At 71.0% G+C, this 14382-nt stretch carries 13 protein-coding genes; 7 read left to right on the top strand and 6 right to left on the bottom strand.

What is annotated here, in order from left to right:
- The first annotated feature begins 182 nt into the window (after window positions 1–182).
- Together DEJ04_RS14105 and DEJ04_RS14100 are read left to right on the top strand one after the other, a co-directional pair.
- Window positions 183–1001 carry an aldo/keto reductase gene (locus DEJ04_RS14105; protein WP_111047489.1) on the top strand — a complete coding sequence of 273 codons (819 nt, stop codon included), beginning with the start codon at window positions 183–185 and terminating at the stop codon, window positions 999–1001.
- A gap of 55 nt (window positions 1002–1056) precedes the next feature.
- The gene (locus tag DEJ04_RS14100) at window positions 1057–1629 is read left to right on the top strand and encodes a hypothetical protein (RefSeq protein ID WP_111047488.1); all 573 of its coding nucleotides are present in this window, start codon (window positions 1057–1059) and stop codon (window positions 1627–1629) included.
- On the opposite strand, the gene DEJ04_RS14095 is transcribed toward DEJ04_RS14100, so the two are convergent.
- The gene (locus tag DEJ04_RS14095) at window positions 1626–1964 is read right to left on the bottom strand and encodes a hypothetical protein (RefSeq protein WP_071405879.1); all 339 of its coding nucleotides are present in this window, start codon (window positions 1962–1964) and stop codon (window positions 1626–1628) included. The genes DEJ04_RS14100 and DEJ04_RS14095 overlap by 4 nt on opposite strands.
- Before the next feature lie 119 nt (window positions 1965–2083).
- Between DEJ04_RS14095 and DEJ04_RS14090 the strand changes: the two genes are divergently transcribed.
- The gene (locus tag DEJ04_RS14090; protein WP_146248717.1) at window positions 2084–2914 is read left to right on the top strand and encodes a hypothetical protein; all 831 of its coding nucleotides are present in this window, start codon (window positions 2084–2086) and stop codon (window positions 2912–2914) included.
- Between the two features lie 94 nt (window positions 2915–3008).
- On the top strand, window positions 3009–3530 hold the full coding sequence (locus tag DEJ04_RS14085; protein ID WP_027465941.1) for a ribonuclease H: 522 nt from the start codon (window positions 3009–3011) through the stop codon (window positions 3528–3530).
- A gap of 13 nt (window positions 3531–3543) precedes the next feature.
- On the opposite strand, the gene DEJ04_RS14080 is transcribed toward DEJ04_RS14085, so the two are convergent.
- A complete protein-coding gene (locus DEJ04_RS14080) occupies window positions 3544–3795 on the bottom strand; it encodes a DUF6458 family protein (protein WP_027465939.1) in 252 nt (83 codons plus the stop codon).
- Between the two features lie 64 nt (window positions 3796–3859).
- Window positions 3860–6430: an RNA helicase gene (locus DEJ04_RS14075; RefSeq protein ID WP_111047486.1), complete on the bottom strand. Its 2571-nt coding sequence runs from the start codon at window positions 6428–6430 to the stop codon at window positions 3860–3862.
- 122 nt (window positions 6431–6552) lie between these two features.
- Here DEJ04_RS14075 and DEJ04_RS14070 point away from each other — a divergent pair, with 122 nt between their 5' ends.
- Window positions 6553–7566, top strand: coding sequence for an LLM class flavin-dependent oxidoreductase (locus tag DEJ04_RS14070; protein ID WP_111047485.1), 1014 nt, complete (start codon window positions 6553–6555; stop codon window positions 7564–7566).
- Window positions 7567–8077: 511 nt separating this feature from the next.
- On the opposite strand, the gene DEJ04_RS14065 is transcribed toward DEJ04_RS14070, so the two are convergent.
- Complete coding sequence (locus tag DEJ04_RS14065; protein ID WP_111047484.1) at window positions 8078–10558, bottom strand: glycoside hydrolase family 3 protein; 2481 nt, start codon at window positions 10556–10558, stop codon at window positions 8078–8080.
- A 176-nt stretch (window positions 10559–10734) separates the two neighbouring features.
- Between DEJ04_RS14065 and DEJ04_RS14060 the strand changes: the two genes are divergently transcribed.
- Window positions 10735–11325, top strand: coding sequence for a TetR/AcrR family transcriptional regulator (locus tag DEJ04_RS14060; protein ID WP_111024889.1), 591 nt, complete (start codon window positions 10735–10737; stop codon window positions 11323–11325).
- 180 nt (window positions 11326–11505) lie between these two features.
- Complete coding sequence (locus DEJ04_RS14055) at window positions 11506–12369, top strand: NAD(P)-dependent oxidoreductase (protein WP_071245140.1); 864 nt, start codon at window positions 11506–11508, stop codon at window positions 12367–12369.
- 3 nt (window positions 12370–12372) lie between these two features.
- Here the strand turns inward: DEJ04_RS14055 and DEJ04_RS14050 are convergent, their stop codons facing one another.
- Both DEJ04_RS14050 and DEJ04_RS14045 read right to left on the bottom strand, forming a co-directional pair.
- Complete coding sequence (locus DEJ04_RS14050) at window positions 12373–13965, bottom strand: methyltransferase (RefSeq protein WP_258371388.1); 1593 nt, start codon at window positions 13963–13965, stop codon at window positions 12373–12375.
- Complete coding sequence (locus DEJ04_RS14045) at window positions 13962–14327, bottom strand: helix-turn-helix transcriptional regulator (RefSeq protein ID WP_071245119.1); 366 nt, start codon at window positions 14325–14327, stop codon at window positions 13962–13964. The genes DEJ04_RS14050 and DEJ04_RS14045 overlap by 4 nt, the downstream gene beginning before the upstream one ends.
- Between the last annotated feature and the right edge of the window lie 55 nt (window positions 14328–14382).

Genomic DNA, 14382 nt, shown 5'->3' with positions numbered 1-14382 from the left:
GGTTTCGGGCGTACCTGGTCGAAACGGGCGTACCTGGTCGGAAGTTCTGACCAGGTACGCCCGTTTCCACTCGCCATCGCGGCCGTTATGGGAAGGAACGTGCGCCCGGCATACGGGTCGCGTTCTCCACAGATGGCCTGGAGGCTCGGCGCGCGCCCGCCAGGCACCGGCAGGATGGGTGCATGGTCACCTCAGTTCCCCTGCGCGACGGCCGCTCGATCCCCGCGATCGGCTTCGGCGTCTACAAGGTCGACGATGCCGAAGCGGAGACGGCGGTCGGCCTCGCGCTGGACGCCGGCTACCGGCACGTCGACACAGCCGAGATGTACGGCAACGAGACCGGCGTCGGCAAGGCGATCCGGGCCTCCGGGCTGGACCGTGATGACGTCTTCGTGACGACCAAGGTGTGGAACGACCACCAGGGGCGCGACGCGACCCTGCGGGCATTCGACGGCAGCCTCGAGCGGCTGGGGCTCGACGCCGTCGACCTCTACCTGATCCACTGGCCGGCCGCCGCGAACGACCGCTACGTCGAGACCTGGCGCGCTCTGGTGGAACTGCGTGAGTCAGGGCGGGCACGGAGCATCGGTGTCTCGAACTTCCAGGTGCCGCACCTGCAGCGGCTCATCGACGAGACCGGCGAGGTGCCGGCACTGAACCAGGTCGAACGGCACCCGTGGCTGCCGCAGCGCGAACTCATCGCGTTCCACGGGCAGCACGACATCGTGACCGGGGCGTGGTCGCCGCTCGGTCGTGGGCGCCTGATCGACGAGCCGGTGCTGACCGACATCGCGGACGCGCACGGCGTGAGCGTGGCGCAGGTGCTCGTGCGGTGGAACGTGCAGCAGAACGTGGTGGTGCTGCCGAAGTCGGTCACGCCGTCGCGGATCCGGTCGAACCTCGACATCGACGGCTTCGAGCTGACCGACGACGAGCTCGCCGCGATCACGACGCTCGAGTCCGGGCAGCGGACGGGCTCCCACCCGGACTCGGTGTCGTAGTCGGTGGGGTACGCACTGTTCAGCCACAGCGAGTGACGGGCCGTACTGTCGAGGGGTGATCGATCCTCAACAGACCGCCCGTGAACACCTGCGCCCCGACGAGCACCTGTACTGGGCCGGCACGAGCGATCCGGCCAGGCTCCTCTCGGGCCGCGACGGGTTCCTCATCCCGTTCTCGCTGCTCTGGTGCGGATTCGTGGCGTTCTGGACCGTCTCGGCCGTGACCAGCGGGGCGCCGCCCTTCTTCTTGGTCGTCGGGTCGCTGTTCACGCTGATGGGCCTGCACCTGCTCGTCGGACGGTTCCTCGTGAAGCGGTACCGCAAGCGGACGACCGTCTACGCCGTGACCGATCGCCGGGCCCTCGTGATCACCCCTCGCGGCACGCGGGAGGTCCCGATCGGCCGCACCGACCGCACCGTGAGCTGGACCGGTGACCGACGGCACTGCAACGTCGAGTGGGACGCGACGGGAGGTGGACCGGGATCGATGCTCTTCGGGTGGGGAACGAACGCGAAGGTCTACGCGAACACCGGTCTCGACGGCTTCTTCGGGCCACAGCCGATGGCGTTCTGGGACGTCACCGATGGCGAGGCTCTCGAGCGCGAACTCGACCGGGCGTCGAGCTAGCCCCGGCGGTCCTCCTCGGACTGCCACGGCAGGTGCAGGTCGCCCGGTTCGGGCTCGACGTCGCCGGCATCGTCCGCGCCGCCCGTCCCGGGAGCCGCGATGACCTTGGACGGGTCGATGCCGTCCGCACGCAGGTCGGCGTCGTCGCGCTGCTTCGTCTGGGACGCGTCCATCTCGCGCTCACTCGACGGGCTGTACGACGTGTCCGCTGCTCGCTGCTCGCGTCCGCTGACCCCGTCGACGTCGTCGCTGTGCGCGGCGTCGCGGAGCGCGTCGTTCCGTGCGCGGTCGTCCGACGGCTCAGGGCCGGGGGCGTTCGGGATGCTGTCGCTCATGGTGTTTCCTCCTGCAGCGGACGGTAGTCCTCGGCCCCGTGTAACGAGTCTGGCTCGGTCCGCTCCCCGCACTCGATGAGGCCCTTGGCCCCCGCTACGCTGCCGACGAGGGGGGAACGATGGGACGAACACGGACCGCGACGACCGCGGTGATCGGCTCGGCACTGGTGGGGCTGCTGCTCGCCGGGTGCACGGCGTTCGGCGGCGACGACGCGATCCCGACGCCGACGCGACAGGTGTCACTCGACCGAACGGACCGAAGCCAGGGAGCGGACCCGACTCCGGCCGCACAACAGGTCAGCACGCCGCAGGTCCTGGCGGCCGGCACGGTCGCCGCCGAGACCGATGTCGTCTCGGCGAGCGGTGACACCCGGATCCACGTTCGGGTCGTCGCGAACGAGAGCGGCACCTTCGACGCCGAGTTGTCCGGCTACCACACGACGAACCCGCAGTGGATGAGCTTGGAGTTCCGCGGTGGTGACGCTGACGGTGGCGGCGACGCCAGCGGGTACCGCGCCGGAGTCGTCATCTGGGACCCGGAGACCGGTGCACCGGACTCGGTCGGACTGTCCGAGGCTGGGTCCACTCCGGACTTCCTGCACAGCGTCGCGCTCGTGCCGGCGCCGTCTGATGACGGGGACGATTCCGGACGCACCGGCATCGGCTCCGTGCTTGCAGTTGCTCCGTTGCGCTGGACGATCCCCGACCCGTACCCGCACCTTCAGGTCGACGTGGGCGCAGCGCGGCCCGGGGCAAACGGATGGGTGCACGAGCGTGACAGCGTGCCGGTGTCCTACCAGGTGTCGAGCGACGACGCGCAGGTGACGGTCGCCGAACGCTTGGGCATCACCGTCGCGCAACTCCGCTGGCTGAACCCGTCGCTGCAGACGGGAGCGGGCGACCAGCTCATCACGGACACCGATCTCAACCTGGATCCCGCAGCGCGCTGATCCGGTCGCCGCCCCGCCGCGCAGAGCCCGTCCGTACGGTCGGTTACGGTTGACCAGCACTCGCGAGCACTCGGCACCACCAGGAGGTCCCATCGTGACGATCGTCGCCGCCGCAGACGGCTCAGCCCTCGGCAACCCCGGCCCCGCCGGCTGGGCCTGGTACGTCGACGACGACCGGTGGGCGGCCGGCGGCTGGCCACGCGCGACGAACAACATCGGCGAGCTCACCGCCGTGCTGCAGCTGCTCCGCGCCACGAAGGACACCGGCGAGCCGCTGCACATCCTGTGCGACAGCCAGTACGCCATCAAGGCCTGCACCGAGTGGCTCGCCGGCTGGAAGCGCAAGGGCTGGCGGAAGGCCGACGGCAAGCCGGTCCTCAACGTCGAGATCATCAAGGAACTCGACGCCGAACTGCAGGGCCGCAAGGTCACGTTCGAGTGGGTACGCGGCCACGTCGGTCACGAGATGAACGAGGCCGCCGATGTGCGAGCCCGCGGTGCCGCCACCGCGTTCCAGAACGGCACCGACGTGCCGCACGGTCCCGGCTGGCCCGGCGCCGAGGTCCCCGAGCCGTCCGCGCTGCCCGACGCGACCCCGCCCGCGACCCTCTTCTGACCCTTCCCGCGGGTCAGTAGGTCCCGTCGCGCCGGTCCTGGCGGGTGATCTGCTCCCCCGACGCCGGGTCGACGCCCGAGCGCGTGGTGGTCGTGGTGCGGCGACCGCCGAAGGCCACGGCGAGGCTGATGATGAGCAGCACGACACCGGCTGCCATCAGGATGTAGCCGATCAGGCGGAGGTCGATACCGGCGAGCTGGATGTTCAGCGCGAAGGCGACGATCGCGCCGATGACGATCAGGGCGATGCTGGATCCGATGCGCATGACGCAGTCCTCTCGGGTGGGGGTGGTGCCGGAGACGGTACACGTCCGACAACCCCAGCGCCGATCAGTCGACGTCCACCTCGGCCCACCCGTCGAACCGCCCGATCTCGGTGACCCGCACGACGGCCTCGCCGACCTCGTCCGAGGCGTCCAGGTCGATCGTCGCCGAGAACCCGAAGTCCTTGTCCCCCTCGGGGTCGGCGAAGATCTGCCGCGCCTTCCAGACCCGGGGTGACGCGGTGGCGCCGCTCTCGTCGAGCACCAGGTACTGCATCGAGCGCGCATCGGCATCGGTGCCGATGCTGTCGTGCTCCTCGTAGTACTCCTCGAGCATGTTGTCCCACGCGGCTCGGTCGAAGCCCGCGGTCGCGTCGAGTTCCCCGAGCCCGTCGATGTCGTCGGCCGCGGCGAGCAGCACCCGCTGGAACAGGGCGTTGCGCACGAGCACCCGGAACGCCCGCGGGTTGCCGGTGAGCCGTGCGGGCTGCGGCGGAGCGATCTCCTCGTGCTCCTCGGAGGCCAGCAGGACGTCGCCGTTGAGCAGCGCCTCCCACTCGTCGACGAGCGAGGAGTCGGTCTGCCGCACGACCTCGCCCAGCCACTCGATCAGGTCGTCGAGCTCCTGGGTCCGCTGTTCCTCGGCGATGGTCTGTCGCATGGTCCGGTACGCGTCGGACAGGTAGCGGAGCACGAGCCCCTCGGAGCGGGTGAGCTGGTAGAAGCGCACGAAGTCGCCGAAGGTCATCGCGCGTTCGTACATGTCGCGGACGACGGCCTTCGGGGACAGCTGGAAGTCGAGCACCCAGGGCTGTTCGGCGGCGTAGGCCTCGTACGCGGCGGTCAGCAGCTCGTCCAGCGGCTTCGGCCAGGTGACCTCCTCGAGCAGCTCCATCCGCTCCTCGTACTCGATCCCCTCCTGCTTCATCCGGGCGACGGCCTCGCCGCGCTCCTTGAACTGCTGCTGCGACAGGATCGCCCGCGGGTCGTCGAGCGTGGCCTCGACAACCGAGACCATGTCCAGTGCATAAGTGGGAGAAGAAGGGTCGAGCAACTCGAACGCGGCGAGCGCGAACGGTGACAGCGGCTGGTTGAGCGCGAAGTTCGGCGCGATGTCGACGGTCAGGCGGTAGGCGCCGTCGACCTTCTCGATCACCCGCGCGTTGATGAGGGTCCGGGCGATGACGAGTGCCCGTCGAGCCATGGCGAGCTGCCGGGAGCGCGGTTCGTGGTTGTCGTAGACCAGCGACCGGACGTCCGCGAAGGCGTCCCCGCCGCGGGCGACGACGGACAGCACCATCGCGTGCGTGATCCGCATGCGCGAGACCATCGGCTCCGGCTCGGCCGCGATCAGCCGTTCGAACGACGCCTGGCCCCAGGACACGAAGCCCTCGGGCGCCTTCTTCCGCTTGATCTTGTTCTTCTTCTTGGGGTCGTCGCCGGCCTTGGCGACGGCGCGGGCGTTCTCGATGTCGTGCTCGGGTGCCTCGGCGACGACGTCGCCCTCGGTGTCGTACCCGGCACGTCCGGCCCGGCCGGCGATCTGGTGGAACTCCCGCGCGGACAGCTGGCGCATCTTCGTGCCGTCGAACTTCGTCAGCCCGGTGAACAGCACGGACCGGATCGGCACGTTGATCCCGACACCCAGGGTGTCGGTGCCGCAGATGACGGGCAGCAGGCCGCGCTGGGCGAGCTGCTCGACGAGTCGTCGGTACTTCGGGAGCATGCCGGCGTGGTGCACGCCGATCCCGGCCCGGATCAGGCGCGACAGGGTCTGTCCGAACCCGGCGCTGAACCGGAAGCCGGCGATGGCGTCGGCGATCTGGTCGCGGCGTTCGCGCGAGGCGACCTTCGCCGACATCAGCGACTGCGCCCGCTCGAGTGCGGCGGCCTGGGCGAAGTGCACGATGTAGATCGGCGCCTTGCCCTCCTCGAGGAGCCGCTCGACCGTCTCCTGCACGGGCGTCATCACGTACTGGTACTCGAGCGGCACGGGTCGCGAGACACCCGTCACGCGGGCGGTGGGCCGACCGGTCCGGCGGGACAGGTCGTCGGCGATGGTCGTGACGTCGCCGAGGGTCGCCGACATGAGCAGGAACTGCGCACGCTCGAGCACGAGCAGCGGCACCTGCCACGCCCAGCCTCGGTCGGGGTCGCCGTAGAAGTGGAACTCGTCCATCACGACGACGTCGACGTCGGCGTCCGGTCCCTGCCGCAGCGCCAGGTTCGCCAGGATCTCGGCGGTGCAGCAGACGATCGGGGCGTCGGCGTTGACGCTCGAGTCGCCGGTGACCATGCCGACGTTCTGCGCACCGAACAGCTCGACGAGCTGGAAGAACTTCTCGGACACCAGCGCCTTGATCGGTGCCGTGTAGTAGCTCCGCTTTCCCTCGGCGAGCGCGGCGAAGTGCGCGCCGGCCGCGACGAGCGACTTCCCGGTGCCGGTCGGCGTGCTCAGCACGACGTTCGCGCCGGACACGAGCTCGATGACCGCTTCGTCCTGCGCCGGGTACAGCGGTCGGCCGCCCACCGCGGCCCAGGCCGCGAAGGCCTCGTAGACCTCGTCGGGGTCGACGACGCCGTCCACCGCCGCCGGGATCGCGGCGACGAGCGGGGGCAGGGCGGTGACGTCGGTCATGCGCCCATCCTCCCAGGTGCGCATGTGCCGGACGGGAGGCCCGTGGCGGCGCCGCCACGGGCCTCCCGTCCGCCCCGTCGCCGACCCAGGCGGATTTCGATACGTGCGCATAGACTCGCGACATGCGCGAACTCGGTTTCCTCTCCTTCGTCCCGAACCACGGCGGCACCGACGGCGCCGCCGGCGCCCTGGAGGACGGCCTGCGCCTGTTCGAGACCGCCGAGTCCCTCGGCTACGGGACGGGCTGGGTGCGCGGACGGCACTTCGAGCCGTACCTGACGAGCCCGATGACCTTCTTCGCGGCAGCCGCGCAGCGCACCAGCACCATTGCGTTCGGCACCGCCGTGCTCGGCATGCGTTACGAGGACCCGGTGCGCCTGGCCGAGGATGCCAGCACGGTCGACCTGCTCAGCGGTGGCCGGGTGCAGCTCGGCATCAGCACGGGCATCGCCGGGTACGGTCCGATCCTCGACCCGGTGTTCGGCACGGTCGACCGCAGCTTCCGCGACGAGGCCGAGGCCCGCGCCGCACGGCTGCTCGAGGTCCTGCAGGGCGAGCCCCTCGGCAGCGCCGGCAAGGGCTACGAGAGCATCCCCGCCGGGGCCGACCTGACCCTGCAGCCGCTCAGCCCGGGCCTGCGCGACCGCGTGTGGTGGGGTGGCGGCAGCATGGGCACGGCGGTCCGCACGGCCGAGAAGGGCCTCCTGCTGCACTGCTCGACCCTGAACACCGAGGACACCGGCGCCCCGTTCGCCCAGGCGCAGGCCGATCAGATCGCCGCCTACCGCGAGCGGTTCGCCGAGCTGCACCCGGAGCGCGAGTCCAAGGTCGCCGTGGGCCGGATCGTGGTGCCGCTCCTCGACGACCACGACCGCGAGGTGCACGAGGAGTTCCTGACCGGGTACGCCTCCGGGATGGACGACGAGGGCCGGCCGCTCTCGGGGAACCCGCCGTTCCGCTTCAGCAAGGTCGTGTCCGGCGAACCGGCGGCCATCGTCGACAGCCTGCTCGCCGACCCGGCGGTCACCGCCACCGACGAACTGGTCATCACCCTGCCGGCGAACGGCGACCGTGCGGCGCACGAGCGGATCCTGCGCATCGCGGCCGAGGAGATCGCCCCGGCGCTGCGGGCCTGAGGGCCGGCGCCCCGGGCTTGAGCGCCGGCGCCGCTGGCCTGACCGCCTGCGGTCCCGCCGCCGCACCGCCACCGAGAGTCAAGGGCATCCGGCGGGGCTCTGATCGAGTTGGTGAGGCCCGAGAGCCCGGCCGGATGACCATCTCGTCCCTGATCCGCACGAGATGGTGCACCCATCGTTCCACCTACCGAGCGGTTTGTCACACCGTTCCGCGTACCTGGGACGTATGAAGTTGACCAAGTGTCACTCGTTTTTCCGAACCGGGACGAAGTGCGGCAACCGGTTCACCGGTGCGCATCGGGGCCGGAACGACGAATGCGTCCCCGCGCGGACGCGGGGACGCATTCTGGGACGCACCGGGGAGGCCAGGGCAACAACGGCCGGATCAGGAGACCGAGTCGCTCACCCAGCGACCCCGTAGTCGGTGCGTGCGCGGACGGTAACCAGCCGACTCGCGCAGAACGATGTTACTGAACGGAGTCGGGAGCTGCGCGGAAACCGGACGACTTCGTCACTCCAGTTCGAGGGACGCGGTTCCGGCGTCGTCGACGACCGAGGCACCGACGTGCAGCGTGAAGGTCCCCGACTCGTACTGCCACGAGCCGTCCCAGTGGGCGAAGGCTCGCGCCGGGACCTCGATCGAGACCTCCGTCGAGGCGCCCGCGGCGAGCCGGACCGGGGCGAACCCGACCAGCCAGCGCACCGGGCGGTCGACTGCGGACTCCGCACGGGACGCGTAGACCTGCACGACGTGCTTGCCGGACCGGTCGCCCGTGTTCGCGACGGTCGCCGTGACGATGACGGCGTCGCCCTCGCGCACGGTCGGGGTCGCGGAGACGCCATCGATCGACCACGTGGTGTAGCCGAGGCCGTGGCCGAACGGGTACGCCGGATCCGTGCCGACCCGCAGCCAGGCCCGGTAGCCGACGTGGACGCCCTCGTCGTAGGCGACCTTCCCGTCGACCGGGGTGACGTCGAGCACCGGGACGTCGGCCATCGCGACGGGCCACGTGGTGGGCAGGCGGCCGCCGGGCTCCTGTGCCCCCGTCAGCACGTCGGCCAGCGCGTTGCCGTACTCCTGCCCGCCGAACCAGGTCAGCAGCACCGCGGCGACGTCGTTCCGCCAGGGCATCTCGACCGGCGACCCGGCGTTCACGACGACGACCGTGTTCGGGTTCGCCGCGGCGACCGCGCGCACCAGGTCGTCCTGGTGGCCGGGCAGTGCCAACGAGGAGCGGTCGTAGCCCTCGGACTCGACCTTGGAGTTCGTGCCGACCACGACCACGGCGACGTCCGCACCACGGGCGGCGTCCACCGCGGCCTCGATGAGCACGGCGGGGTCGTCGTCCGACGGCTCGGTGCCGAACTGGTACGCCAGCACGCCGCCGAGCGTCTCGTCCTGCACGATGTCGTACTCGATGCGGATCGCGACCTGCTGGCCGGTGGTCACCTCGACCGGCACCGACCGCGCCGGCGGGTTGAGGAACGCGGCACCGAGCTGGTCGCCCTCGAACGGCACGTCCTCGTCGAGCAGCAGTTCGCCGTCGATCCACATGCGTGACCGTCCGGCCGCGCCGATGCCGAACCGCACGGTGCCGGTCGACTCGGCCGTGTAGGTGGTGGTGATGTCGAGCCGGTCGGCTTCACGCGTCGGGGCGTCGCCGCCGAACCAGAACAGTGCCGTCGCGCGGCGGTCCTCGACGAACAGCTCCTCGCCGTCCTTGACGAAGGCGACCCGGGCGCCGGGCTCCCCGGTGCCGGGGTTCGTGATGGTGGACAGCGGGAACTCCGCGATGCCCTCCTGCACGACGGCGCCGATCGCGTAGTCCACGCTCGCGCCGGGGAACGCCGAACGGATGCCGTCCAGCGGTGACACGACCTGCGACGGCACGACCGTGGCCGAGCCACCGCCCTGCGTGCGGGCCTGGTCGGCGTTGTGCCCGATCACCGCGATGCGTGACACGGCAGGGGCGTCGAGCGGCAGGACACCGGTGTTGCGGACCAGGACCGTGCCCTCGGCCTCGGCCTCGCGCACGAACGCGATGCCGTCCTCGACGTGCACGGGCGACGCGGCGACGGGCTCGAAGCCCTCGAGCGCGCCGACGCGTGCGGCCAGGGTCAGGATCCGGCGGACCTTGCGGTCGATCGCCGCCATCGGCACCTCGCCGGACTGGACTGCGGCGAGCAGCGGGCCCTCGCTCCACCACGGGTTCGGCCCGGGCATCGCGACGTCCTGCGACGCCTTCGCCGAGTCCACCGAACGCACCCCGGTCCAGTCGGACACGACGATGCCGTCGAAGCCCCACTCCGAGTTGAGCGGGGTCTCGAGCAGGTCGTTCTCCGACGCCGTCACGCCGTTGATCGCGTTGTACGACGACATGATCGCCCAGGCGTGCGCCTCGGTCACGGCCTTCTCGAACGCCAGCAGGTACAGCTCGCGCAGCGCACGGTCCGACACCTCGGTCGACGCGGTGAAGCGGTCGGTCTCGTAGTCGTTCGCGATGTAGTGCTTCGGGGTCGCGGCGACACCGTTCTCCTGCACGCCGTCGACGTACGACGCGGCCAGGTCACCCGTGAGCACCGGGTCCTCGCTGAACGCCTCGAAGTGCCGGCCACCGAGCGGGGACCGGTGCAGGTTGATGGTCGGGCCGAGCACGACGTCGACGCCCTTGCGGCGGGCCTCCACCGCGGCGGCGGCGCCGTAGCGCTTCGCGATCGCGCGGTCCCACGAGGCACTCAGCGCGGTCGCCGACGGCAGGTTCAGGGACGGGTCGCGCTCGTCCCACACCTCGCCGCGCACGCCCGAAGGTCCGTCCGACATCAGGATCCGGCGCAGCCCGATCTTCTCGATGGGCCAGGTGGTCCAGAAGTCACGTCCGGTGAGCAGCTGCACCTTCTCGTCGGTGGTCAGCTGGCCGAGGAGCGCATCGATGCGCTCGGTCAGCGGCGTCGACGGACTGGAGGCGGTGCTCGCGTCGTTCACGGTGGTCACGGTGGTCGGTCCTCTCGTTCAGGGCCGCGGGGCGCCGCCTGGACGGCCGGGGCCTCGTCGCCCACACCCACCATCCACCGGGTTCGCCGCCCGCGCTGGCAGCTCCTGCACCGTACCACCGAAAACCAACCGTTGCTTGGTTTTCTCGGGTCTCCTGCGGGCGGTACAGTCTGGCCATGGCACGACGGGGTTCGTACGCAAAGGGCATCGCGAAGCGCGAGGAGATCCTCACGGTCGCGCTGGACCTCGTGGCGTCCCAGGGCTTCCGGCGGACGAGCATCAAGGACATCGCCGACGCCGTGGAGCTGACCCAGGCCGGCCTGCTGCACTACTTCGACTCCAAGGACGAGCTCTGGGTCGAGATCCTCCGCCGCCGCGACGAGCTCGACCTCGCGCACGACTGGCAGGCCGCGGACCCGGCAGCCCTGCTCGCGGCGATCGTGCGGCACAACGCCGAGGTCCCGGGCCTGGTGCAGATGTTCGTCAACCTGTCCGCCGCCGCTGCCACCGACGCCGAGCACCCGGCGCACGAGTACTTCCGCGAGCGCTACGAACGCAGCCGCCGCGACCTGTCCGCCGACTTCCGGACCATGCAGCAGGACGGTCGGCTGCGTACCGACATCGACCCCGACGAACTCACCAGCGTGCTGCTCGCGGTGTCCGACGGCATGCAGATCCAGTGGCTCTTCGACCCCACCCGCGACATGGCCGAGCACGTCGAGCTCGTCGCCCGCCTCGCGATCGCCCAGGTCGCCCCCACCGCCTGACGGGCTCCCCCGCCCCGCCCGAACCAGGTTCCGGACACAGCACCGCGCGATCCCGTGGTGTCGTGTCCGGAACCTGGTTCCGCAGTGGGGTACGGACAGGGCCTGGTCGCGTCAGGTGCGGCGGGGCAGGATGGTCGGTGCCCGCCAGGGTGTGTTCCGACGACGATGTGGAGTGACGCGATGACGCGTGTAGTGGTGACCGGTGGCAGCGGCAAGCTCGGACGAGCGGTGGTGCGTGACCTCGATGCGCACGGGTACGACGTGGTCCTGCTCGACCGTGTCCCCTCGCCCGACAAGCCCGAGCGAGTCCCGTTCGTGCGGATCGACCTGACCGACCACGGCCAGGTCCTGAACGCGCTGCTCGGCATCGACGACCGGTACGACCACGTCGACGCCGTCGTGCACCTCGCGGCGGTGCCGGCCCCGGGGCAGGTCCCCGACGTGGCCCTCATCACGAACAACGTGACCTCGTCGATCAACGTCTTCCACGCAGCCCGTGCCGCGAAGATCAAGAACGTCGTGTGGGCGTCGAGCGAGACCCTGCTCGGCATCCCGATGGGCGAGCACCACCCGCCCTACCTGCCGGTCGACGAGGAGTTCGCGGTCCGCCCGCAGTCGTCGTACTCCCTCGGCAAGGCGGTGGAAGAGGAGATGGCCCGCCACTTCACGCGCTGGGACCCGGAGCTGAAGATGATCGGTCTGCGCTTCTCGAACGTGATGGACGAGACCGACTACCCGGCGTTCCCGTGGGACGCCACCCCCGAGGCGAAGACGTTCAACCTGTGGTCGTACATCGACTCCCGCGACGGGGCCCAGGCCGTCCGACGGGCGCTCGAGGCCGACCTCACCGGGTTCGAGGCGTTCGTCATCGCCAGCCCCGACACGGTGATGGACACCCCGACCATCGAGCTCGTCGAGCGCTTCGTGCCGGACATCGAGCGCCGTGCGGACATCGACGGTGTCAGCTCACTGCTGTCGTCGGAGAAGGCCCGCGAACTCCTCGGCTACACGCCCGAACACAGCTGGCGCGACCACCGCGCCTGATCGTCAGGCGGCGGGGACGAGCAGCCCGTCGAGCACCAGGTCGCGCGCCGCCGGCAGCAGGTCGGCGGCGAGCGCCTGCTCGTCCACGCCGGTGATCTGCGCGAGCGCGCCGATGATCGCCGCGACGGACAGGTCACCGTCGCAGGCGCCCACGAACGCCGCGAGTGCGGTGTCCGCGTCCGCCCGGCGCCCGAGCCCGCCGCCCTGCACCAGGGTCATCACGGTGGGGTCGTCGTTGCCCGGCCAGTAGTACCGCTCCTCGGTGACGTCACCGGCCACCGACAGGTGGGCGGCGGCGAGCGCGGCATCGTCGTGCGCGGCGAGCCAGGCGGCTGCGTCGAGGACGCGGGCAACCGTCGCACCGAGGCCCGCGGGGTTGGAGCCGAGCGTCTCGGGGACCCGCTCGAACCGGCGGAGGCCGGACGGGCCTCCCGGCAGGGGTCGACGCACCACGACGTAGCCGAAGCCGACGCCGGTGACGCGACGGTCCGCGAAGTCATCGAGCCAGGCAGCCATCAGGGTGTCGAACTCGGCCGTGCCGGGCTTCGTCCCGCCGTCGCGGATCCAGGTCTCCGCGTAGGACGTCGGGTCCTGCCGCTCGCGCTCGATCACCCACACATCGAGGTCGGTGTCGGCGAACCAGGCGCGCACGCGGTCCAGGCCGTCGACGCCCCAGTGGTACTCCCAGTTGCCGAGGAGCTGAGCGGTGCCGCCGGGCTCCAGGTGGTCGGACAGGCCGCGGAGCACCGTCTCGACCAGGGCGTCGCCGACCATGCCGCCGTCGCGGTACTCGTACGACGGGACGCCCTCGCGACGGGGTGTGATGACGAAGGGCGGGTTCGACACGATCCGGTCGAAGCGCTCTCCCGCGACCGGCTCGAACAGTGAGCCGAACCGGAAGTCGATGCCGTCGATGCCGTTGAGTCGGGCGTTGAACCGGGCGATGTCGAGGGCACGGCGCGAGATGTCGGTGGCGACCACGTGGTCGGCGAAGCGCCGCGCGTGCATGGCCTGGATGCCGCACCCGGTGCCGAGGTCGAGCACCCGCTCGACCGGCACGGGCACCTGCAGGCCGCTCAGCGTCGTGGTGGCGCCGCCGATGCCGAGGACGTGTTCCTCGCTGATGGCGTGCCCGAGGGCGAGCTCGCCGAGGTCGGAGACGATCCACCAGCTGCCGGCGCCGAGGTCGTCGACGAAGGCGTAGGGGCGCAGGTCGACGGTGGGGCGGACGAGCCCGTCTGCGCCGTTGCCGTCGCCTTCGCTGCGCAGCAGGCCCGCGGCGATTACGGCGTCGAGTCCGGCGGTCGGGAACGCCGCGGCGGCTTCCGCCCTCGCCACCGGCAGGCCGAGTACGAACAGCGTCGCCAGGGTGCCGAGCGGCGTGGTCTCGCGGGCGGCGAGCGCACGGAGCGCGGCGACCCGCGAACCGCGGTGCAGCGATGCGGCGGCCTCGGCACCCCACAGGGAGTCGAGCCGGTCGACGGTGAAGCCGGCCGCTGTCAGGTCCGCGGCGAGCGCCGTGGTGACGGCGGGGTCCGCGACGATCGACGGCAGCGTGTGCACAGTGTCCACGCCGGCGGTTGCACCGTCGCTCACGAGGCGATCCCCTCGCGCAGCAGGGCCGCGGGGACCTGCCAGTCGAGCACCAGGTCGAGGAGCCCGGGGAACCGCTGCTGCACGTCCTCGACGCGGACGCGGCTGACGCGGGTCAGGCCCTCCAGGTGCTGCTCGAGCAGACCGGCCTCGCGCAGGACCCGGAAGTGGTGGGTCAGCGTGGACTTCGGCCGGTCGATGCCGACCCAGCCGCAGCTGCGCTCACCCCCGGCCGCGTCGACCAGGTAGCGGTGCAGGATCGCGAGCCGGATCGGATCGCTCAGGGCGTCCATCACGACCGGGAGGTCCATCTCGGCCACGGACGGCTGCGGCAGCCGTTCAGGAGCATCGACGTGCGCGGGCATGGACGGGACGCTACCACCGTTCGGCTTGCTGTACGACTTGCGTCGTACTGTTCGA

This window comes from Curtobacterium sp. MCLR17_044 (assembly GCF_003234435.1).
GTDB lineage: Bacteria > Actinomycetota > Actinomycetes > Actinomycetales > Microbacteriaceae > Curtobacterium > Curtobacterium flaccumfaciens.
The sequence above is the reverse complement of the archived record's forward strand: the minus strand, read 5'-3'. Positions and strand labels throughout refer to the sequence as shown.